Origin of the sequence: Saprospira grandis str. Lewin (assembly GCF_000250635.1) — a bacterium.
In the GTDB taxonomy this organism is placed as follows: Bacteria; Bacteroidota; Bacteroidia; order Chitinophagales; family Saprospiraceae; genus Saprospira; species Saprospira grandis.
Window position 1 is genome coordinate 1,357,030 of record NC_016940.1, and the last position, 20,863, is coordinate 1,377,892.

Annotated in this window: 17 protein-coding genes and 2 tRNA genes; 9 read left to right on the forward strand and 10 right to left on the reverse strand. The window is 46.7% G+C overall.

The window, feature by feature from the left end; translation table 11 throughout:
* Positions 1 to 112: 112 nt before the first annotated feature.
* On the reverse strand, positions 113 to 1,027 hold the full coding sequence (locus SGRA_RS05995) for a PfkB family carbohydrate kinase (RefSeq protein ID WP_015691715.1): 915 nt from the start codon (positions 1,025 to 1,027) through the stop codon (positions 113 to 115).
* 198 nt (positions 1,028 to 1,225) lie between these two features.
* Here SGRA_RS05995 and SGRA_RS06000 point away from each other — a divergent pair.
* The 3 genes from SGRA_RS06000 to SGRA_RS06010 all read left to right on the forward strand — a co-directional run bounded on the left by SGRA_RS06000 (position 1,226) and on the right by SGRA_RS06010 (position 2,231).
* A tRNA-Asn gene (locus SGRA_RS06000) sits at positions 1,226 to 1,299 on the forward strand.
* A gap of 25 nt (positions 1,300 to 1,324) precedes the next feature.
* A tRNA-Asn gene (locus SGRA_RS06005) sits at positions 1,325 to 1,398 on the forward strand.
* A 74-nt stretch (positions 1,399 to 1,472) separates the two neighbouring features.
* Complete coding sequence (locus SGRA_RS06010) at positions 1,473 to 2,231, forward strand: DUF3800 domain-containing protein (protein ID WP_187288184.1); 759 nt, start codon at positions 1,473 to 1,475, stop codon at positions 2,229 to 2,231.
* Positions 2,232 to 2,378: 147 nt separating this feature from the next.
* On the opposite strand, the gene SGRA_RS06015 is transcribed toward SGRA_RS06010, so the two are convergent.
* The 5 genes from SGRA_RS06015 to SGRA_RS06040 form a co-directional block, all read right to left on the reverse strand.
* Entirely contained in the window at positions 2,379 to 3,218 is an 840-nt protein-coding gene (locus tag SGRA_RS06015) for a hypothetical protein (protein WP_015691718.1), read from the reverse strand.
* Positions 3,219 to 3,415: 197 nt separating this feature from the next.
* Positions 3,416 to 4,558: a cyclic dehypoxanthinyl futalosine synthase gene (gene mqnC / locus SGRA_RS06020; protein WP_015691719.1), complete on the reverse strand. Its 1,143-nt coding sequence runs from the start codon at positions 4,556 to 4,558 to the stop codon at positions 3,416 to 3,418.
* A gap of 448 nt (positions 4,559 to 5,006) precedes the next feature.
* Entirely contained in the window at positions 5,007 to 8,165 is a 3,159-nt protein-coding gene (locus tag SGRA_RS06030; RefSeq protein ID WP_041329524.1) for a hypothetical protein, read from the reverse strand.
* Between the two features lie 82 nt (positions 8,166 to 8,247).
* On the reverse strand, positions 8,248 to 8,430 hold the full coding sequence (locus tag SGRA_RS06035; RefSeq protein WP_015691722.1) for a hypothetical protein: 183 nt from the start codon (positions 8,428 to 8,430) through the stop codon (positions 8,248 to 8,250).
* Positions 8,431 to 8,761: 331 nt separating this feature from the next.
* Complete coding sequence (locus tag SGRA_RS06040) at positions 8,762 to 10,129, reverse strand: 4Fe-4S dicluster domain-containing protein (protein WP_015691724.1); 1,368 nt, start codon at positions 10,127 to 10,129, stop codon at positions 8,762 to 8,764.
* 364 nt (positions 10,130 to 10,493) lie between these two features.
* Between SGRA_RS06040 and SGRA_RS06045 the strand changes: the two genes are divergently transcribed.
* Entirely contained in the window at positions 10,494 to 12,680 is a 2,187-nt protein-coding gene (locus tag SGRA_RS06045; RefSeq protein WP_148268285.1) for a S8 family serine peptidase, read from the forward strand.
* 583 nt (positions 12,681 to 13,263) lie between these two features.
* Here the strand turns inward: SGRA_RS06045 and SGRA_RS06050 are convergent.
* Together SGRA_RS06050 and SGRA_RS06055 are read right to left on the reverse strand one after the other, a co-directional pair.
* Positions 13,264 to 14,340: an alanine racemase gene (locus SGRA_RS06050; RefSeq protein WP_015691727.1), complete on the reverse strand. Its 1,077-nt coding sequence runs from the start codon at positions 14,338 to 14,340 to the stop codon at positions 13,264 to 13,266.
* 224 nt (positions 14,341 to 14,564) lie between these two features.
* Positions 14,565 to 15,008, reverse strand: a complete 444-nt coding sequence (locus tag SGRA_RS06055; RefSeq protein WP_002657787.1) for a GNAT family N-acetyltransferase — start codon at positions 15,006 to 15,008, stop codon at positions 14,565 to 14,567.
* A gap of 422 nt (positions 15,009 to 15,430) precedes the next feature.
* On the opposite strand from SGRA_RS06055, the gene SGRA_RS06065 reads away from it, so the two are divergent.
* From SGRA_RS06065 to rplT, 3 genes are all read left to right on the forward strand, one after another.
* Entirely contained in the window at positions 15,431 to 16,528 is a 1,098-nt protein-coding gene (locus SGRA_RS06065; RefSeq protein ID WP_015691729.1) for a Smr/MutS family protein, read from the forward strand.
* 105 nt (positions 16,529 to 16,633) lie between these two features.
* The gene (gene rpmI, locus SGRA_RS06070) at positions 16,634 to 16,828 is read left to right on the forward strand and encodes a 50S ribosomal protein L35 (RefSeq protein ID WP_002657790.1); all 195 of its coding nucleotides are present in this window, start codon (positions 16,634 to 16,636) and stop codon (positions 16,826 to 16,828) included.
* Between the two features lie 109 nt (positions 16,829 to 16,937).
* Positions 16,938 to 17,285, forward strand: a complete 348-nt coding sequence (gene rplT, locus SGRA_RS06075) for a 50S ribosomal protein L20 (protein ID WP_002657792.1) — start codon at positions 16,938 to 16,940, stop codon at positions 17,283 to 17,285.
* A gap of 334 nt (positions 17,286 to 17,619) precedes the next feature.
* On the opposite strand, the gene SGRA_RS06080 is transcribed toward rplT, so the two are convergent.
* Positions 17,620 to 18,552, reverse strand: a complete 933-nt coding sequence (locus SGRA_RS06080) for a GYDIA family GHMP kinase (RefSeq protein WP_015691730.1) — start codon at positions 18,550 to 18,552, stop codon at positions 17,620 to 17,622.
* A gap of 22 nt (positions 18,553 to 18,574) precedes the next feature.
* Positions 18,575 to 19,384 carry a hypothetical protein gene (locus SGRA_RS06085; RefSeq protein WP_015691731.1) on the reverse strand — a complete coding sequence of 270 codons (810 nt, stop codon included), beginning with the start codon at positions 19,382 to 19,384 and terminating at the stop codon, positions 18,575 to 18,577.
* A 118-nt stretch (positions 19,385 to 19,502) separates the two neighbouring features.
* Here SGRA_RS06085 and SGRA_RS06090 point away from each other — a divergent pair, with 118 nt between their 5' ends.
* Together SGRA_RS06090 and SGRA_RS06095 are read left to right on the forward strand one after the other, a co-directional pair.
* Entirely contained in the window at positions 19,503 to 20,033 is a 531-nt protein-coding gene (locus SGRA_RS06090; RefSeq protein ID WP_015691732.1) for a hypothetical protein, read from the forward strand.
* 1 nt (position 20,034) lies between these two features.
* The gene (locus tag SGRA_RS06095; RefSeq protein ID WP_245538647.1) at positions 20,035 to 20,850 is read left to right on the forward strand and encodes a hypothetical protein; all 816 of its coding nucleotides are present in this window, start codon (positions 20,035 to 20,037) and stop codon (positions 20,848 to 20,850) included.
* Positions 20,851 to 20,863: the final 13 nt, after the last annotated feature.

The following is a 20,863-nucleotide window of genomic DNA, read 5'->3' on the forward strand; positions in this document are numbered from 1 at the left end:
ATCGGTTATTCCCTTTGGTCATCGAAGACGGCCTAAAGGCCTTGTTGTGGCCAAAAAAGAGAGCCCCCAGCTAGCTGCGCTGGCTGGGGGCTCTTGTGTAATAGAGCAAAGTCTAGAGCTTCACTTCCATCAAGTTTTGGAAAGCTTTCTTACGAGCGTCCAAAGCAGCCTCATCAATTTCTTTGAGGCGGTTAGGACCAAAAGCTTCTACACAGAAAGAAGCCACTACAGAACCGTAGACCAAAGCACGCTTCATGCTCTCCAAAGAGTGGTCATCTTCTTGGGCCAAATAGCCCATAAAGCCACCCGCAAAGCTATCGCCAGCTCCAGTAGGATCAAATACTTCTTCCAAAGGCAAAGCAGGAACAAAGAAAGTAGATTCGCCATGGAACAACAAAGCGCCATGCTCCCCCTTCTTAATCACCAAATATTTGGGGCCCATCTCACGGATTACACGAGCCGCCTTTACTAGAGAGTACTCCCCAGACAACTGACGAGCTTCCTCATCATTGATAATTAGAATATCTACCTGCTTCAATACCGCCTTGAGCTCCTCCATGGCAATATCCATCCAGAAGTTCATGGTATCCATAGCAACCAATTTAGGGCGCTTTTCTAGTTGCTCCAACACCTGCATTTGAACAGCAGGCGCAAAGTTACCCAACAAAAGGTATTCAGGGTTTTTATAGCCTTCGGGCAATTTGGGGCTATAGTTCTCCAATACATTGAGCTCTGTGGCCAAAGTATCCCGAGCATTCATATTCATGTGATAGCGACCGGCCCAAAAGAAAGACTTTTCGCCTTCGCGCTTCTCCAATCCATCCAAATTAACGCCTCTGGCTTCCAAAGCAGCCAACTCCTCTGCAGGAAAATCCTCGCCAATTACAGATAGCAATTGCAAGTCTTTATGAAAATGAGAAGCCGCCCAAGCAATATAAGTACCAGCACCACCAATGATGCGGTCTGCCTTGCCAAAAGGAGTTTCAATGGTATCAAAGGCAACAGTGCCCAATGTCAATAAGCTCATAGTAAAATTGATTTTTTTTCTGGGCACAAAAAAACAGAAAAAGGCCGAAAAAACGGCAGCCTAGCCCCCTTTTTTTGCCTAGCCCAAAAGAAACTCCATTTTTTTTATGCCTTTTTTTGCAAAAAGTTTGGCAAAACCAAAAAGGGCTCCTATATTTGCATACGCAAAGAGGGAACAGCCCTCTAAAAGCAAACACACGCTTCCATAGCTCAGTTGGTTAGAGCATCTGACTGTTAATCAGAGGGTCCCTGGTTCGAGCCCAGGTGGGAGCGCTACTCATACACAACAATATATTTTGCTTCCATAGCTCAGTTGGTTAGAGCATCTGACTGTTAATCAGAGGGTCCCTGGTTCGAGCCCAGGTGGGAGCGCAAAAGCCCGACTTCATTTGAAGTTGGGCTTTTTTTTATTAGCTTTACATATCAAACACATAAAAAAACGAATTGTGTACTTTTGTTATGTAGATGAAAGTGGTAATCCTGGTCTTTATCAGGGCCAAAACTCTAAGCACTTCATATTAAGTGGCTTTATTATCCATATAAGTGATTGGCAAAATGGATTAGAGGAAATTAAAGTCCTAAGAAAAAAGGTCAATACTAAATACAATATTAGGTACAGAACTGAAATTCATGCTAGTGAACTAATTCGTATCTCGAAGCAGAAGGAATATCGAAAAATTCATAAGAGTCAAAGAATTGCTTTGCTCAAAGATATTAGCATAAGTATCCCTCAAATGTTTCCTAAAGCAAAAGTAATTAACATTAGCCTAGACAAGCTAGCCTTAGGCAACAAGGCTAATTTTCAAGAGGTAGCTTGGAGTCGCCTAATTCAAAGATTTAATAATTTTTTAGAGCGACAGTCCCCCTCTTCCTACGGTTTAATCATTGCAGATAATACAGACGAAAATACTATTCGATCTCTGCTTAGAAAAATGCGCTCCTACAACCCTATTCCTAAGGGTGCTGGCCAAACAGGATACTATCAAAAGCCCACTACAAAAATTTTAGAAGATCCTGTCCTTAGAGATTCTAAGCATTCTTACTTTATTCAAATTGCAGATTGTATTGCTCACCTTCTTTATCGAAAAGAATACCCCAAAGGAAGCCTTCGAAAATGGAATATTCATCGCCTATTTAATTATCTGGACCCTATTCTCTTAAAAGCAGCTTCTCGTTCAGATGCAGAAGGAATTGTCCGTAAATAAAAATGCCCTAGTTTAAACAACTAGGGACTTTGTCGTGGCTCGCACTTTCTCAAATGGAGAAGCAAGTCACATTATATTTTATGAGCAGCAACTCAACAGATTAAATATACTCTTTTTATTTCAGCATACATAAAAATAGATTATTTTTTATTCCTGCAAGCGCTTTAAGGCCTTAGGCCGCAAGCGCCACAACTTGGCCCCCGATAAAATTGAGCGCTCTGTGGTTAAATACAGCTGCGCATCTGGTCCAAAACAAAGGGCCTCTTGCTGCCGCAAAGGCAGGCGTATGCGCTGCTCTAATGGACCAAAACGGCCCCGCTCAAAAGAAAAGCGGTACAAATGCCGCATACTTAATAAATAAAGACTTTGCTCTCCTTCTCGATAAGCTGCGGCCGTAACCGATTGCCATAAACCACCCTTTTTTAGCTGTATGCTATCGCAGAGGCGGGCCGCCTGCGGCCCCGCCTCTTTGCCCAAGGCATAGAGATAATGCCAGCCATCATGCGGACGATGGCGGTTTTTGGTCACTATATACAAGCTGTCGCCTTGGGCAAAAAGGGCCTCCGCATCAAAGTGGCGCTGCCAAGAGGCGGCGGGAAAAGCAATTTGCTCTGGATAATAAAAGCTAATTTTTTGAGGCTGAATTTCTTTTTGGTCCAAAGCCGATTTGGGAAAAAAATAGATGCAAAGATCTTGGCGCTGATTTAAATTATTGCCCATATCGGCCAAATAAATAAATGCGCTATCAGTAGCAAGCGCCTCCCAATCTACATTAGGCGCTAAAATGTTGATGCTGCGCTGCAAATGCCCTTTTTGGTCCAATTCATAGAGCAAAGGAGCGTTTCCACCATCATTATGGCTATAAAAACTGCCGCTGCTGTCGATCCAAAGACCAGAACTTTCCGAAATAGGCAGGCGGCCCAAAGAACTCAAACGACAAGCCGACAAACTTAGGCAAAGGAGCAAAATGCCAATACAACTTTTCATAGACAGCAATTTTTGCGGTGGACAGGCGGCGAAGCCGCCGCAGGCCTAGCGATGCGGAGGGGTGGCCGAAGGCCAGACCAAGCCGCTCTAAGCGGCGAAGGGCCGAGCAGACCTGCGAGCCCCATAGCGTAGCGCCTGCCGAAGGCAGGAGGCCCCAAATAAAAAGGCATCTAGCCGAAGCCAAATGCCTTTATCTCTTAATCGACAATCATGGTATTTTTATCCAATTCTTGTTGACGAATATTTTCGGGTAGTTCTAAATACTCGTATTCCTGATTGCGCAATTGCGGACGGAAACCCGCCTCGCGGATGGCGTCTTGAATCCCCTGGGCCGTAAATCGGAAGGCAGCACCAGCGGCAGAAACCACATTTTCCTCAATCATGATGCTTCCAAAATCGTTGGCGCCAGCATGTAGACAAGCTTGGGCCACCTGTTTCCCTACGGTCAGCCAAGAGGCCTGAATATTGGTCACATTGGGCAACATAATGCGGCTGAGGGCAATCATACGGATATATTCATCGCCGCTCACATCTCGGCGTTTGATTTTCAGGCGAGACAAAATCGTGTCTTCATCCATAAACGGCCAGGGAATAAAGGCCAAAAAGCCTTTGGCCTCCTTGGGTTTTTCGTTTTGCACCTCTCTCAACCAAACCAAATGCTCCATGCGCTCATAATTGGTCTCGATATGGCCAAACATCATGGTGGCGCTGGTCGTCAGATGCAATTGATGGGCTGCCCGCATCACATCTAGCCACTCTTGGCCCCCGCATTTTCCACGAGAAATACGGCGACGCACCCGATCATTGAGAATTTCGGCACCTGCCCCAGGCAAAGAATCTAGGCCCGCTTCTTTGAGGCGGCTGAGCACCTCTGTATGCGAAAGCTGATCAATTTTGGCGATATGCGCGATTTCGGGCGGGCCCAAAGCATGCAATTTGAGGTTAGGATAAAGCGATTTGAGCTCCTTAAACAGATCACAATAGTAATCAATGCCCAAATCGGGATGGTGTCCACCTTGCAAAAGCAACTGCTGGCCGCCATACTCCATCAACTCATCAATTTTGCGCTTATAAGTGTCAATAGACGTAATATATGACTCCTCATGGCCAGGGCGGCGGAAGAAATTACAGAACTTACAGTTGGCAATACAAACGTTCGTGGTATTCGAGTTCCGGTCGATAATCCAGGTCACCACATCATTAGGGACATGATGCTGCCGCAGGCGGTTACCCACATACATCAACTCGGCGGTGCTTGCCTCTTCGAGCAAAAAAACACCCTCCTCAATACTGAGCTCTTCTAGTTGCAGGGCTCTATGCAATAAATCGCTTACATTCATAGCTTTTTGTTTCCAGATTCTCTCTTTTAACAGCCCTTTGGGCCTATGGTTGCTGCAAAGATACAACTTTTTTCATCTGTTATTGAAAGTAGGCATATTTTGGGGCTTCCCCTGCGGCCTTCGGCCTTGGGTCGGGCTCTGTCGCAGCTCGCAGGCTTGCTCGGCCCTGCAGCGCTTCGCGCTTTGGTCTGGCCCTTCGGGCCACTGCTATCCATCCCTAAGCCAAGTCGCTTCGCTCCTTTCTACTGCTTGGAGCAGAGGGCTAGGCACAAAAAAATGAGCAGCTACTTTCCCCAAAGTAGCTGCTCTGTAATCCCCATGATTTACCCCAAACTTAATTGAAGTTAGAGCAAGTATTTCCTTTTGCTCTATTGCAAATTTAAGGGAGCAAACAATTAGTTTTCTAGGCCATTTAGGCAAAACTAAAAATTAGGTATTTCACTTAGACTTAATTTTTCTCCAGTTTTTGGAGATAAGCGACCACCTCCATGGCCATATTGTCTAGTTCGGGCTGTTGGGCCTCTACGGCATTGCGCTCTTCTAGCCAAGCAAAGTATTTCTCCTCAAAAGCCTTCATCTCGTTAATGTCCAAATAATAGAAGTTGATATTGATATGCGCCGGAGCATTGATGCTAAAGACCGCATGCATAAGATCCTGGAAATCTTCATTTTGGAAACGAGAGGGCCAAGAGGGCAAAATGATACTCATATCCAGAGAGTAGAAGTCATGGCGAACGTCTAGATTGGGGCGTTCCTCCAAAAAGAACTGAATATTGCTTTGCAAAGGAATAGCTCCTGATTTAAAGCTATACACATAGGCCACAATATCATCGATTTGTTCTTCGGCTCCTTCTCGGGTATAAAAGATTTCTGGACAGCGGGCAATCTTACGATCATACTCCTGCAACACCACCTGATAGCTTTCGCCATCCTCTAGGGTTTCAATAATGAAGTTGTCCTTTTTGCTGGCCAACAAATCTAGTTGGTTACTGAGGTTGCGTTGCTCTTCAAAAGCGCCAAACTCATAGCTTTCTAGCAAGGGACGATCTTGGTCATTCACTAGACGGAAAGCGTGGCGGTCTTGGGCCTGCGGACGAAGCAAAATATGCTCTACCACATGCATTCCCTCCGTTTGGTGGTTAATGCGGGCAAAAAACTTAATCAGCTTTTCCAACTCTACCTGAGCCGCCAAAATACTGCTATATTCTCTAATTTTCACGCAGCCCAAATCGGGATTCCCCTTATAGTAAACACTATACATTTCCTCCCCATCGCGCTCTTCCAAAAGGGCCAAATAGTTATAGCTAAATATACCATTGGCCAAAAGGTCTTGCATGAGCTCGTCCAAATCCTGCCCTCTAAAGATAAACTTAGAGCGGTAGTCTAGGGTTTCTGGCAAACGCTCAGGAGCGGGACCAGGATCTTCTCCCTTCTCAATTTTCTCCAAACGCTCTAGCTCTACATCTAAATCTATGTAGCCCTCAGGCAACATAGGCGACTCTAGCTGAATGAGGTCGTGAAAATTATCCACTCCTTCTATATGCGCATCTTCATTAAAGATGCGGACCAAAGATTCATTGCCTCCCTGATTGAGGTTAAGCAACAAACAAACCCGACGTTCTAGACCTGCAACCTCCGTTTCTAAAAGCTCCAACATCTTTTTGGTAAACTTGAGGTTGGTTTCTGCTATCGCTTCAGTCAAGGTTTCAGGCAAATCGAGATCTTTGAGCATTTTTTTCGTCTGCTCCTTGGCCACATCCTCTGGTTTGCGATAGTTAATCGCCATAGAAAAAGCATCTCTCTGATGCTGACGAAGGCTGTAGTTTTCCCGCAATTGCTTGTACTGCTGGCGAATCAAATCTCTTTCTGCCTCTTCTTTATATTGCTTAATGAGCGGCTCAAATAGCTCAGCCCATTCTAGCTCTTGCTCATAAATGACATTATAAAGGGCCATGTAGTTGAATCCACGGCTACGGTTTCGACTAATGTCTACATAGTTGCGCAAAAACTCCAATTTGGCATTGACTAGCTCATGCTCTGGACTCTTGGCCTCCCCTTCCGACATATCATAGCCCACATACTGGCTTACTTTCAATAAAAAGTCGGTGGTAAAACGCTCGCCAAAACGAGCCAGCAAATGGTCCAGTAAACGGTTGCGACGCTCCACAAAAGGATCAAATTCCTCTACCGTTTCTTCTAGCTTCTTTAACCTCGCCTCATTGTCTTTCCCCTTCAAGATGTATTGCATCTCAGGCATGTTCTCTGGCAACTGAGAGAAATAACTGCGGTCCAAATCGCTATCCAATGAAAAGAATTTCTTCACATTACCCAATTGGGCCAAGTAGTTGGCCATCAGCTGCTCAAAAAAGGATAGATACCCTCTGAGCTGCTTAATCATGCCCAAACGCTCCCGAGTAGGACGCACACTATTGGGCAAACCAAATGGACTCAAACCATAGGTGGCCGGAAAAGTATTTTGTACCGAGTAGTAACGCTTAATATCATCTTCCTTCAATACCGAAGGATAATCCTTCTCATTATAGAGCATCTTCATCTGATAGCCCTTCTTGTACCGAGCATAAAGCGAGTACAACAACTGACTGGCCGTGTTGAGGTCCAAATCATAGTTCAAACTCCCCCGCTGAAAACGAATCGGATAAGCATCGGTTTTCCAACGCGCATCAATAGTGTCCATATCCAAAACAGGATAGGTCTTTTCCGCAATCCGAATCACATCTCCCTCTACGGGAAAACCATCTTTTTCTACCCGAAAATAATTGATGCGGCGAACGCCCTCAATATCCGAGATGATTTCAATAATCTTAGAAATATAAACCTCCCGCTTCATCGCTCTGAGGTCCTCTTTCTTAATGATGCCATGCACCGGCACTGGCCCATCAAAAATCTCCTCAATGGCATAGCCCTCTTCCAAAAGTTCATCTATGGTGTGGTACTGAATAGATGGCGTGAGATGCTCCTCCAACTTGAAGAGAATTTCAGCCAATACTTCCTCGGCCACCACATCAGAACTAATGTCCAAATCGGTATAAATAATAATCTTATCTACATCCAATACCTCAATGGCCTCCAAATCCTCGCAAAGGTTGCGATGCGCAGCAAATAAAGCATAGACCTCTCGCTTAATCTCTTGCAAACGCTGCGGCTGACGAGCACTATCACTCACCTGCAACAAAATTCGATACAAGCCCTTAATGCCTTGCAAATGATCCCGCACAGGCTCCACCCAGGCATTCTTCACCCCATTCACCCGATCAATAATCAAGCGGCGATAATCCTCTATGGTTACCGGATTCGTCGGTAAAATCTCCGAAGCATCATAAAAGGTGTTGTTCAAAGCCTGCCGACGGCCCTTCCCTCTAGCATTCAATAAATCCTGAATGCTAAAATCCGTGCGAAAGCCCAAATCGGCCAAAGCATAACAAAGTTGCTCCAAAATCGTCACCCCAGGATCATGGGTGTTGTAATCGGTCCAAACTTTACCCGATAGTTCTTGCACCATCTGCAAGCCCTCTTCCTTCAAAAAGAAGAAGTCCATACTCTTGTGCGGCGGGGTTTCGCGGAAAATCTGAATTGGTTTCTGCGCCATAGGTCTTATCAATCTAAATAGGGCTCTGCCCTTGGGGTTCTGTTCCGTTCTAAAATATCTTGCGGTAGTGTGTGCTTGTCTCCTATTTGTCTAGTTGCTGCGGGGGGCTCTCTGCATGCATTTGGGCATTGGCCTGCTCATGAATCTTTCCAATCAACTCATATACTTCATTAAATGGCCGCTGGCCCAAGGCCTGCAAAATCTTATTGATTTCTTGCATGTCTAGCTGCAATAGCAGGGGTTTCTCTTCTTTTGTCTTGCCCATCAGTCTCTTTTTTTGTAAAAGCCTAGCGAATTTAAGAAAAAAAGCGCTTTGTGCCAATTTATACAAATTTGATTACAGATGTAGGGATTCTTTTCACCTTTTTATTTTTTTGGGGCTGCCCCGCCTTGCAGGCGGGTCGGGCTGTCTCAGGGCTCGCAGGCCTGCTCGGCCCTTCGCTTTTTTCGCTACGCTCAAAAAGCTCGGTCTGGCCCTGCGGGCCACCCTTGCCCATCCCTCAGCCATTAAAGGCTGGCTGCGCCAGCCCCCGCCCAAACAAAAAAAAGCCGCAGTTGAATACTCAACTGCGGCTTTTCGCGCTTATCTACTCCGCTTATTCTGCATTGTTGATCTCCATGGCCCATTTGTCCCGATCATCAGGAGAAAAGGCCCAAGGCGCTCCATTGTTTTCAATGGTGTTAAACATACCGTTCCACTCTTCCGGAGAATCAGATTGCTCCAAAATGAGGTTGCGACGCAACTCTACAATAATATCTAAGGGGTTAATCAAAACCGGACAAGCTTCTACACAAGCATTACATGAGGTACATGCCCGCAGCTCTTCTGTACTGATGTAGTCAAAAAGAGTTTTGCCATCATCGTAGTTCTCTGCCGTCAATTTAGAGGTTTCCGATTTCTGCTCCTCATTGATGAACTCGGTCTTGTTGAGGTCCAAATTATGCCCTACCTCATCTGCACGGTCCCGAACATCCATCATGATTTTACGTGGCGATAATTTCTTGCCCGTCAAGTTCGCCGGACACATAGAGGTGCATCGACCACATTCCGTACAAGTATAGGCACTCATGATCTGCTGACGCTTGAGGTCAAAGACATCACTTACGCCAAATTTAGGAATCTCCTCCGATACTGGCGCATCAAAGGCAGCATTGGGGTCCATCATAGAAGCTACTTCTTCTTGTACTTCTTTCATGTTGGCCATCTCCCCCTTTTTGTTCAATCTGGCCCAAAAGGTATTGGGAAAGGCAAAGATGATGTGCAAATGCTTAGAATAAGGTAGGTAACCCAAAAAGACAAAGACCATCAAGATGTGGCCCCACCAACCAATGCGCTCCAAAATATGTAGGGTCTCATTGCTTACGCCCTCCCAAAGCGGAGAAATCAAACTACTGATCAAAAAGCCATATTCGTTGTGATGAATGGCCATATCGGTACTGTTCATCAAAAAGATGCAGAAGACCAAGATAATCTCGGCAAAGAGAATGAGGTTTGCATCCAATTTTGGCCAACCATTCATCTCCGACTTAACAAAACGAGGCAGCTTGAGCAAGTTACGTCTAGACAAAAAGGCAAAGGTAGCCACCAAAGCCATGACCGACAAGACCTCAATGAAGCTCACGAGGAAGGTATAAAAGCCGCGAAGAAAGTCGCTGCCTTCCCACCAAGACCAAAATAAACGGTGCTGCCCCGTCAAGCCATCAATGACAATCTCAATGAGCTCGATTTGCGTAACTAAGAAGGCTACATATACACAAAGGTGTAAGAAGGCCGCCAAGGGCCGCTTAAACATTTTTTGCTGGCCCAAGGCTACCATAATGGTATTGCGCCAACGCTCTGGACTAGGCTTGGCTTCCTCATCTACTTTACCCAGCTGTATGTTGCGAATCACAAAGCTGTATTTTTTGTAGGAAAAGGCCGCCGTCCCTAGCAATACTAAGGCAAAAAGGATAGGTCCTATCATGTTAAACTATTATTTTAATTGATTAATGGTGTCAGTGATTTATAGACAATAACTAAAGTCAAATCTTGACTCTAGGCAGTCTAGTCCAAAGACAAAATTAAATTTTTTATGCTAATTTTATAATTCCCCTCTCAGAACTTTCTTCCGATTTGCTTATTTCTCCCCTGCCATTTGGGCCCAAAGCGCCCTTTCTCCCCCCCTTTTGGCCCAGCAGTATTGGCCCAGCGCTGCGAAGGGGTGGCCGCAAGGCCAGACCCAGGCGCTGAAAGCGCCGCAGGGCCGAGCAGACCTGCGAGCCCCGAAGCATAGCGGCGGCCGACCTAGGCGAAGCCTAGCCGGCCGCGGGCCCCAAAATCATCTAATTATGAAAGCGATTTATTTCCTTATTTTTCTGCTGCCTAGCGGCCTCTACGCTCAAAATACGAAGCTGAATATCGACCTTTTTCGCCTTTGGCAAGAGGGCGGAACGCAAAGCGTGGAGCTGATCGTTCAGGGCGAACCGCAAGCAATAAAAAAACTGGCCCAACAAACCGATAGCCAGTATAAATATGGCCTAAATGATTTGGCCGCCCTCTCTATTCCCTTGCAAAAGCTGCCCATTTGGTGGGAACATCCCGCTATTCAGGGCCTGCAAGCCCAGCGCCTTAGCCCCCAATATTTTTTTGAACAAGATAGCCTGATGCTGGCCAATAATAACGCCCGAGCCGCTCATGAAGGCTGGGGTTTGCCCCAATCTTTTGAGGGCGAAGGCGTGCTTGTCGGCATTATTGATGACGGCTACGAATGGCAACATCCCGATTTCTGGCAGCCCAATGATAGCAGTAGCCGATTTCTCAGCATCTGGGACCAAGACTATTTTTCGCCCAACTTTTTTATGGGCCAATATGGCTATGGCAGCTATTGGAATAAAGCCCAAATTGATTCGGGCCTGATCGCTCAGCCCCCAGGCGAACATGGCTCGCATGTGCTCGGTACCGCCGCCGGAAATGGTCTGGCCGCCCAAAAATATAAGGGCATTGCCCCCAAAGCCGAGCTGTTGGCCGTGGCCCTGAGCGAAGATGGACAGTTTTTGCCCCGCTTTGTGGATGCCGTCCACCATATTTTTCAAGAAGCTAAGCGATTGGGAAAAGCCTGCGCCATTAACTCTAGTGTAGGAGCCTATTATGGCTCGCATGATGGCCAAGACTTGTATACCGCTATGATTGAAGCGATGCTAGAGGAGGAAAACGGCCGAGCATTGATTCAAGCAGGCGGCAATGCGCGGCAGGCAAAAATGCACTGGCAAAAGGCCCAAGCAGATAGCGGCTGTCTGGCCTTTTTGCCCCTCAATGGCCAACTATTTCGCAGCTCGGCCTTTATTGATACAAGTGACTGGGCCCAATTGCATTGGCAATTTGAGCTCAAGGGGAGTCAGGGACAAACATTGGTCCTTAGTCGCCCATTTTCGCCTGCCGACCTGCCGCCGCATAGCCCCCTGCCCGCCCAAAGAATAGATACTATATATATAGGTTCACAAGGGCCCCTGATTTTAGTACAATATTTAGCCGAATGGCAGGGCTGCCTAGAGTGGTCCTTTCAGCTACAGGGAAACAATTTGCAAAATCAACAGCTTTTTTTGCATTGGAGCGGAGCAGGCAAGGTAGATATTTGGAGCCATGAGCGCAATATGGGCCTTTCTGATATTGTTCTGCAGGCCAATGTCCCTCATTATATTGCGCCCGACAACCAACAAACCCTAGCCGCTTATTGGACCTGCTCGCCCAAGGTCATCACGGTGGCGGCCTACCAAAACCGAAACCAACTGCATAATTATGCTGGCGATACGGTGTCTTTGGCCTATGCGGGCTTTCCGATCTTTGGCATTGCCGATTTTTCTAGCCTCGGCCCTAGTCGAACCGGTCTGCAAAAGCCCGATTTAACAGCCCCTGGGGGGCAGGTCCTTTCGGCAGGCAGCCTGGCCGCCCTGCAAAACGCCAGAGCCAACAACTCCCCTTATTTGGACCAAGGCGGCTGGCATGTTTCGGCCAAAGGGACCTCTATGGCGGCGCCTATGGTTACGGGGGCCGCGGCCCTCTATTTTCAATGCCAACCCCAGGCCAATTGGGCCGAGCTCAAGGCCGCCCTGCTACAATCGGCCCGCAAAGATGCTTGGGTATATAGCGCTGGCGCTCCGCCCAATATAGACTGGGGAGCGGGCAAACTAGATGTGCAGGCGCTTTTGCAAAACTGCCTAAAGCCCGGCTGTCTAGACAGCAACGCCCTCAACTTTATGCCCAACGCTTGGGTAGAAGATGGCTCTTGCTACTACCCGAGTTCCACAGATTACTTGGGCGAGCAAGGGCCAAAGCTCTGGCCCAATCCCTTTAATGGCCAACTGCAAATAGAATTGCCCCAGGCGGGCCAGCTTTGCTTTTATAATGTGTTGGGCCAAGAAGTGGCTCGCTATATTTTGCCTGCTGGCCCAAAAACAATTCCTACCGAAGATTGGCCCAAGGGCAGTTACTTCTGGAAATGGGAAAATGGACAGAGCGGAAAGCTCATTAAGCAATAAACAACCCTCAAAAAGGGGCAGAACTTAGGTTTTGCCCCTTTTTTTAGGCCCTAAAATCAATAAACCCCTAAATTTCGCCGCTAAGCGAGCCTAGCTAATCTCTAGTAGGGTCAGTCCAGAAAAAAAAGACAGGACCTTAGTGATACGCCCAGAGGAGTTTGTAAACTGCAAATTAGCTCTGGGCATCGTTCAGAGCTGTTTTGCAAATGCAAATTAGCTCCGGGCATCGTTCAGAGGCGTTTTGCAAATGCAAATTAGCTCCGGGCATCGTTCAGAGCTGTTTTGCAAATGCAAATTAGCTCCGGGCATCGTTCAGAGCTGTTTTGCAAATGCAAATTAGCTCTGGGCATCGTTCAGAGGCGTTTTGCAAATGCAAATTAGCTCTGGGCATCGTTCAGAGGCGTTTTGCAAATGCAAATTAGCTCCGGGCATCGTTCAGAGCTGTTTTGCAAATGAAAATAAAGGCTAGCGCCAAGCCAGAGGCATTTGTAAACTGCAGATAGGTCCCAAACTCTTGTTTAGGGGCATAAAAAAGGCCGCAGTTCCTTTTTAGGAACTGCGGCCAAGGCATTGGCCCAAGGATTTAGGCGGGAGCCAAGCGTTTTTCAATATATTTAGAATTCATGATGCGGAGGATCGCCATATAATCGAGTTTAAACTCGATCAGGTCGCCAACGCCCAGTCCATCCTCATTAGTTCCTAGGTCGATAACCACCATATCGGAGGAGGCACCCAGCATTTTCTGTTTGGGGTCGGCCAATTGCAGATGGGCTTCATCTACATCTAGCAGGCCGAGGTCGATAATGGCGCGGACCGCCGTTTTTTGTCGAAGTTCATCTTTAAAAGTCACGGCTTCGCCCTTAAGATTAAGGCCCATATTGCCATCGGGCACCAGTGGTTTTTCGTTCAGCTCGATGATTTGAGCATAAAGCTTAAAGACATCTTGGTGCATCCGTTCGTAGGTCCGATTATTATAGACATCGGTCCCTAAATAAAGGGTCTCTCCTACTCTAAAGTGATTGATTCCCGCAGGCAATAGGTTCTGAAAAATGAGGGGGATCGTCACAGAGGAGCCCCCAGACACCAGCGGAATTTCTCGGTTAAATTTGGCCTCTACCAGTTGTTCATAGAGGCAAAGTTGGATCAATTTATCTTGGCTGGGCAAAACGCCATACATACAAGTCAGGTTAGTTCCGATGCCCACCACTTGAATATTGGGCAATTTGAAGACCTGCTCATAAAAGTCCATAAATTCCTCTCGCATTACGCCTTCTCGCAGCTCGCCCATTTCGATCATAATGATCACTTTATGCAATTTATTTTGGCGGGCGGCCTCTTCGGAGAGCAGGCGGATGCTTTCGATCTCCGTATTAAAGGAGATATCGGCATATTGGACAATTTCGGGAATAATTTCTTGGGGGGGCGGCTTAATATAGATCGTCTCCACCTCTTCCGAGATAGATTTGATCATTTTGAGGTTACTCAGGCGGGAGTCGCAAAGTTGTTTGGCGCCTAATTTAATGAGTTCCTCTAGATAGAGGCGGTGGCCACAAAGCATTTTGGAGACCACGGCCCATTGGATATTTTTTTCTTGAAAAAGCTCGTCTAAGCGTTGGTAATTTTCGGCTAGTTTTTGACTATCTAAGGTGATAAATGCCATTACAAATGGTTTACTGAAAAAATAGGTATGTATTTATCTAGGAGGGTTTTGGGGCTGCCCCTGCGGCCTTCGGCCTTGGGTCGGGCTGTGTCGCAGCTCGCAGGTCTGCTCGGCCCTGCGGCGGCTTTGCCGCCTGGGTCTGGCCTGCGGCCACTGCTATCCATCCCTCAGCCGCGTCGCTACGCTCCTTTGCGGCCCTTCGGGCCTGTAGGAGGCAGAGGGGTTTATTTTTTCAGTCGCATTTCGAGATAAGGATTAGTAAATCCTAATTTTTCATAAAGATGCTTAGCGGGATTATCTTTTTCTACATGCAGGGCGATATCTCCGGGGGTTTGCTCAATTGCTGCCTGCATTAGTTGTTTTCCTAGGCCTTTTCCTCTAAATTGCGCATCTACGGCAATATAGACCAGGATATTTTCGGGGATATAGCCGGTCATGCCTGTGCGGTTCAGCACAGTAGCGCCGGCCAATTGCCCTTGATGATAGATGCTAAAAATCTGGCCTCCAGCGGCTTGTTTTGTCTGGCCCAGGGAGTAGTCCATAGCGGCAAGAATTTGCTCTTTGGGGTCTCCGTATTGTTCTAGATGTTTAAATAAAAAGTTGGCTATTTCTTCTTTCTCCGTTTCAGTTGGCTGATTGTCAGGAGAGTAAGATTTGATCGTTGCCATTTTAAAAATAGGTATTTTAAGATTAGAAAATTTAAAAAGAACAACCCTTTAAGTTATACTTTGTTTTGTACAAAGGTAGGCTTTTCTGTCTGCAAAGCCAGTGAGCTAAAATACAGGAGCAGAAAAACAGTTGTCTTGAGGGGAGTTAAACTAAATTATTATTCAAGAAATAACTAATTGTCAAACAGACTGTTAAGTAAAGATGAAAAAGCTTAAAATATAATTTGGGTTAAATTTTCTTAAGTTTTGCAGGGCCGAAGGCCCGCAAAGGAGCGTAGCGACGCGGCTGAGGGATGGACAGCAGTGGCCGAAGGCCAGACCCAGGCAGCTTTGCTGCCGCAGGGCCGAGCGAACAGCGAGCTGCGACACAGCCCGACCCAAGGCCGCAGGCCGCAGGGGCAGCCCCAACAAAAAATAAAAAGATGAAAGCAGGAGAAATTATACGATTTATCTATTCGGGTCAGCGGGCCGAGATTTTGGAAGATTATTTAGATGGCAGCTACCGGGTGTGGTTGTTGGAGGAAGATGAGGAGAGCATTGCCTTTGGGGATGATGTGGTGCCGGAGGCCCATTATACGGGTCCGCAGATTTCTGATATTCAGCGGGAGTTTGGCAAAAAGAAGCCGAAAAAAGCGCCTAAGGGCTTATCTACGGAAGAATTATTTTATACCAAGGAAGAGATAGAGGCTCGGAAAGCGGGTCGGCCATTGCCGAAAAAAGAGGCTCCTATTCCGGTTTATCAGGCCCCCAAGATTGAGGGCAAGGAAGCAGAAAACAAAGGCATTTACCTTGCGTTTTATCCTTATGCGCAGGGGCAATACAGCATCTATTTGGTCAATGATACGCCCTATGGATTTAACTTTGAGTTTGAGTTGCGGATTTTGCAGGAGCGGGCGCAGGAGCTCAAGCAGCATATTGGGCCACATGATTACTTTCCCATTGCGGAATTTGCGCATGCCAACTTAAATGATTCGCCTCAGCTTATTTTGCGTTTGCCTATTTTTGAGTTGGAGCACAGCTTTAAGCTCAAGTACAAGAAGTGGATCAAATTGCAGCAGGCCATTCCCCTATTGGGTTTGGAGCTAGAGGGTTATCCTTGCTTTAATTTGGCGGAGTTGGAGGCGCGCAAGGCGCAGCCCAAAACCAACTTAAAAAAGTACACCTTGGCGCAGCGCAAAAAGCAGATGCACAAGGAAATTCATCGCAGATATTACAACAAGCAAGATGCGCAGCGACTGGCGCATTTTGACTCTCGTTTAGATTTGCACATTGAGCTCATTTTTCCGGAAGACTACAAAGACCTACAGCCCTTTGAGTGTTTAGAATTTCAGATAGAGGCCTTAGAAGACTACCTCAATCAGGCCTTAGAGATTGGCTTTTCGGGGCAGTTAGAGATCATACATGGCGTGGGCAAAGGTCGTTTGATGAAAGAAACGCATCGGCGTTTGGACCTTTTGAAGCGCAAAAAGATGATTCGGGGCTATCAGTGCGAGGGGGGCAACACCTTTGTAAAATTCTAGGCAATTTAGAATCAGGAAATTGGAGCAGAAAAGTTTTTGATATTAGAAAAATAAGCTTAAGTTTGCAGTCGATTTTCAAAAATCTGTTTAAAAAAACGTATTACCATGCCTAAAGTAAAAACGCATTCAGGTGCTAAAAAACGCTTTTCGGTGACGGGTAGCGGCAAGATCAAACGTCGTCGTAGTGGAAAGAGCCACATTTTGACAAAAATGTCAAAGAAGCGTAAGCTTCGTCTACGTCACGCAGGTCTTTGTGCTCCTGGCGATGCCAAGCGCGTGAAGAAGATGCTTAACATCTAGTATTAGCATCTCGAAACAATTAAGAGGCGCCTTAGTGGACAAGTTGTGGGTCCCTTCTCACCTGCACCCCAGGCCCTTATTTTATCTATCTATTTTAAACTATTAAGCTATGCCACGTTCGGTAAATTCTGTAGCTTCAAGAAGAAGAAAGAAGAAAATTTTGAAGCAGGCCCGCGGTTACTTTGGAGCGAGATCTAAAGTGTATACCGTTGCCAAAAATGCGGTAGAGAAAGGTATGCAGTATGCATACATCGGCCGTAAATTGAAAAAGCGCAGCTATCGTGCTCTTTGGATCCAGCGTATCAACGCTGCTGTTCGCCAAGAGGGCCTCAGCTACTCTCGCTTTATGCACCTTTTGTCTCAGAGCGGTATCGAGCTCAACCGTAAAGTGTTGGCCGATCTAGCGATGAACGAGCCTGCTGCTTTCAAAGCTATCGTGAATGCGGTAAAGAAATAGGCAATATTTCTTTGAGATGAATACCTTGAGTATTCTGCAGAAAAAAAGACCTCTACGCTTGGCGTAGAGGTCTTTTTTTGTTGGTTTGTTCAGGATATTGTATATCTAAATAAGTTTAGGGAAGTAGAATTTAGCCAATAGTCGCCTAGGGACAAGCCCCTAGGCTAATAAATGGAGTCAGCCCTAAAGGGCCTCAAGGTAAGATACTTTTTGACTTACTTGTTCTTGCGAAGAAAACAGCGTCCCTAAAGGCCCTCGCAGAGGGCTGTCTACAAAAGCTAGCCTAGGGGCTTGTCCCTAGGCAGCTACAACTTTTAAACAGGTCTTTTTTTGTTTAGCTCAGCACCATATCCTCATAGCGGATAAACTGCTCAAAGCCTTTTTTGGCAAAATAGGCTTTGGTTTCGGCCTCGCTGCGTTGGCTACTGACGAGGACGAAATCGCCGCCCCAGGCGCCTAGGGGTTTCACGGTTCCCCAGAAATCCTCAAAGAACTGAGCTTTGGGTCCTTCTTGGCCCAAGATGGCTTGCAAAAGGGCCTGATGTTCTTCGAGCAACTCCTCAAAATCTTCCAAATCCTTACAGTATTGGGCCAGATTATGCGTAATCTGGCTAATTCTGGGAATGGGTGCTTCTCTTTCCTCTGCGGGTTTCACTTTATAGTGGACCAAAGCTTCGCGGCTGCTCTGCTTCTTATTGAGGTGCACAAAATAAAGCTGATCTTTAAACTTCGGGGCAAAGGGGGCGGGATAAGCCTGTGGTTGCCCATTAAACAAACGGTAAAGAATGGGTCCCTGGGCCTTGGCTGCGGCCAAATCATAGCCTGAGCCGCCAAAGCTTTCGGCCAGAAGTTGGTGGGCATCTACCTGCGCCCAATCGGCTAATAGACTGATTAAGGTAGAAGAAGAACCTAGGCCCCAATCTCTAGGAAACTCTAGTTTTGTGGTTACTTCTAGTCCTTGGCCATCCGCTAAAAAGTTCGGATTATGTTCTTGAGCAATTTGGAGCAAGATGAGTAGGCGCTCGGCCTCCTCGGCCTCGCCTTCAAACTTAATCAGTTCCAAATCGGGCAGGCTGACCCAAATCTCTAGCCAGCAATCGCCATTTTCTTCTAGGCTGCGCCAATGCAATTGGCCGGCCTTTTCGCCTTTTTCAACCTGCATACTTTGGCCCTTTTTGGTGGGCAATGCCAGAGCGGTAGCGCCCTCGGTCACAAAATACTCGGCCGTAAGCAAGAGCTTGCCTTTGGCATGTTGTGAAAAAATCATAGAGTTTAATTTATTTAGTGTACTATTTTCCTTCCTTCAATTCGGCCTTGCTATAATAGCTTTGGCCTCTACTATAATACTGCTCTTCCCAAGAGCGGATAGAATGCGGGAATTTGGTTTCAAACTGAATTTTCAGGCTGCCTTTTCCCTGCGCATAAGTCAGCTGATAGTTGGCCAACTCTCCTTCTTCGCTGAGGCTTGCCTCTGCCGTTTTAGGGACCAAAAGACTGTGATACAATTGCGACAACAAACTAGAAGGCAAAAACTCAAAGCGGCCCAAAGGCAGCTTTTCTGGAGAAATGCGAATGAGCGCAAACAACTCATCTTGCAAAAGCACTTTAGGGAGGTCTCGCTGCTGATCGCCCTCCTTACTAGCATAAGAAAACTGCTGCTGCCGATAATTATAGGCCCTGAGGTTAATCTGATCAAAACGATGTCCCTCCCAGTTTTGTAAGCTATTGCTCACTTTATAACAAAAAGGCTCCGCCACCAAATCAATAGGGCGAAAAACCGACTGCATCAACCGGTACTCCCCCTCCTTAAAACTCCGCAATTGATTGAGCTCCAAAACGGGCATAGCGCCCTCATCCTCGGCCTGCACTTCATGTTGTTTGGAGCGAGAAAAATACGCCGCCTTGAAAATAAGATGGGCTTGACCCTCATATTTTTGCCCATCTAACTCCTGGACCAAATCATAATGATTGACCTCCCGTTTGCCTGTTAACCAATAAGCCTTAAATTCTTTAGACGGCTGCCAATTAGGCCCAGCCAAAGAGGAAAAGCCCAAACAACTGGATAATAAGAAAACGGCTAAAACGGAAAACTGTCTCATATTTTGTGCTTGAAAAAGGATGAGCGAGCAAAAAAAGCAGAATATCTCTTATCTTCCCTTTAGTATGAAGTAGATTAGGATGTTAAGACTCTCTAAATATAGCAAAAAATCAAAACTTATGGCGAATTTCTCTTGGCTTCTTCTCTTGGGCTTTCTGACTTTTTCTCTATCCTATGCCAGTGCTCAAGAACTCATTAGCGACCCGGTCAGCTATGATGTTTTAGTTTTTGAACATTTCGAAAAAGGCAAAACTTACTTTATCCGAAAAGGCGGACGCATTAAGTACCGCCTCTACAACAGCCCCAAAACGACCTATAAGGGAGAGCTCCAAAAGGTCAATCGAGAAAGCATGATTGTAGATGGCCGAGAAATTCCCCTTAAAGACTGTAGCCTCATTGCGGGCCGAGTACGCAGCCCCAAAGAGTTTCAAGGCGCTATTCTCCTGGGCATGGGCGCTGGGGTCATCCCCCTATCGGCTGCCCTTTTGGGCGTCAACAGCATTGCTGGCCCTATTGTTATTGTCGGGGGCGTAGTGGTACTTACGGTAGGAATCATCCGATCTATGTCGGCCCGAAAGTTTAAAATGACTAAGGGCTGGGCTGCCTATGGCGGGCAACTACAATTTGACAGAAGTTATCAAAAACAATAAAATGCTAAAATCCTGGACCTATAAAGAGCAAGGCCTCGATGCCAAAGTAGAACTCTTTCACGATCATGTTCTCTGGACCAAAACGACCGAACAACTTTATTTTTCACTGGAAGAGGCCCTTTGTCGCCCAGTTCCCATTGGGCCAAACTGGATTGATGCCGAGCTGATCGACTACCTGCAGTTGCTGCTAGACGAAGTAGAACTATCCGAGGCGGGCCAACTTATTTTTGCCTTCTACAAGGGCTTGCAAAGCCATAAACTAGTAGAACAAAGCTTCTTTTGGCCAAAACTGGAGGAAAAACAACTGCAGGCCCATTTTTCGGCCCAAGGACTACAGCTCCTAGAAGAAAGCCCCTACCAAATTCTGCCCCTGCAAGCACAAAGACTTTGGCATTTTTATCTGCAAGGAAGCAATATCCCCGGCCTGCCCTTTAAGGAAAGAAGACTTTGGAGCGACCAAATTAAACAGCAGCTCCGCTGGCCCCAACTCGCCCCTCCTTTTGCCTTGCTCGACTATAGCCGCCTGCCCCAAAAACGCTATGAGGCCCAAGACGAAAATAATGAGCTGCATTTCCTTTGGCTAGAAGAGGATTTTGCCCGAATTGGACAGGGCCGAGGCAGCCAAAGCCGTAGCGAAAAACGAAGCTACGAACAGTTGCTCCGAGAAGGCGAAAAAGGCCTGCCCAACTGCCTAGCGGCCTATTGGCCCATGCTCTACAAACTCCTCCAAAGGATGTATATTCGAGGCCAAATGCCCCAGCATCAGGACAAACCCAGCTATGAAGGGCCCGCCCCCGGACAAGCCCCTCCTGCCTAGTTATTGATCTTCT